This is a genomic window from Belnapia rosea, from assembly GCF_900101615.1.
GTDB classification, from domain to species: Bacteria; Pseudomonadota; Alphaproteobacteria; order Acetobacterales; family Acetobacteraceae; genus Belnapia; species Belnapia rosea.
On the sequence record NZ_FMZX01000111.1, the window covers coordinates 1 to 1,323 of the forward strand.

At 67.3% G+C, this 1,323-nt stretch carries 1 protein-coding gene and 1 pseudogene; one reads left to right on the forward strand and one right to left on the reverse strand.

Features of this window, described 5'->3' with window-relative positions:
- Window positions 1–501, forward strand: a 501-nt coding sequence (locus BLR02_RS28285; RefSeq protein ID WP_143018399.1) for an IS66 family transposase, incomplete at its 5' end; no start/stop codon positions are given.
- A 56-nt stretch (window positions 502–557) separates the two neighbouring features.
- Here the strand turns inward: BLR02_RS28285 and BLR02_RS28290 are convergent.
- Window positions 558–1,181, reverse strand: a pseudogene (locus BLR02_RS28290) (IS630 family transposase); the annotation flags it as partial.
- Window positions 1,182–1,323 lie beyond the last annotated feature (142 nt).

The following is a 1,323-nucleotide window of genomic DNA, read 5'->3' on the forward strand; positions in this document are numbered from 1 at the left end:
GTGCGCCGGATCGACGCGATCTTTGCCGCCGAGCGCGCCATCAATGGCCTGCCTGCCGAGCAGCGCCTGGCCGTGCGGGGGCAGCAGATCGCCCCGCTCGTCGCCGAGCTCGAGACCTGGATGCGCGAGCAGCGTGCCCGCATGTCCCGACATGCCGAAGTCGGCAAGGCCATGGACTACATGCTGACCCGGTGGGAGGCCTTCTGTCGGTTTCTCACCGACGGCAGGATCTGTTTGACGAACAATGCGGCGGAGCGCGAGCTGCGCGGCGTGGCGCTTGGCAGAAAGGCCTGGATGTTCGCCGGCAGCGACCGTGGCGGCGAGCGCGCCGCCGCCATGTACTCGCTGATCGCCACCGCCAAGCTGAACGACGTCGACCCGCGAGCCTGGCTCGCCGACGTGCTGGCCCGCATCGCCGACCACCCAGCATCCCGCCTGCACGAGCTACTGCCCTGGCATTGGAAGGCAGCGCGAACCGCCAAGACAGCCGACGCCGCCTGACCCTCGCCGCGCCAAGCGCTGCTGCTCAGCGCCCGCGGCCTTGGCCGGATGGGTACGTGGCGCTTGTAGTCATGCGTCATGGTGCCTGCACGACCCCGTTTCAGCGGCAGCCCCGGCTGGGTGCGGTCAAGCGCCTGGATCTGGCTCTTCTCATCCACCGCCAGCACCAACGCCCGATCAGGCGGGTCCATGTACAGTCCGACGATGTCGACCAGCTTCTCGGCAAAGGCCGGATCGTTGGACAGCTTGAAGCAGCGCACCAGGTGCGGTTTCAGCCCGTGCGCTTGCCAGATCTTCTGCACCGAGCTCACCGCGATACCGACCGCCCGGGCTATCGCCCGCGCCGTCCAGTGGGTCGCATCAGACGGCCGCTCCGTCGTGGTCTTGGTGACCACCTGCTGGACCACCGAGGCCGCCAGCGGCTTGCGGCCGGGCGGCCGTGTCTTGTCACGCAGCAGGCCGCCGACCCCTTCAGCCGCGAACCGGGCCTGCCAGCGCCAGACGGTCGGCTTCGACTGCCCAGTCCGGCGCGTGATCTCCATGGTGCCGACGCCTTCACCACTGAGCAACACGATCCGGGCTCGCCACACATGCTTCTGTGGCGTGTTCCGGTCCGCCACCAGCCGCTCCAGTCGCCTCCGATCCTCAGGTGAAAGCTGGATCTCTACTCCGGTCCTCATCAGCACCGGATTGCACATCCCAACCGGCTAGGGAATCCTCTGTCTCGGTCAGAACACTAGGGTCTGTGACCGGACTGTCTGACTAACCGATCTGGCTCCGATCTGGTCTCTGGCCGCGCCACCTTGGAAGGTCTTGAGGCTT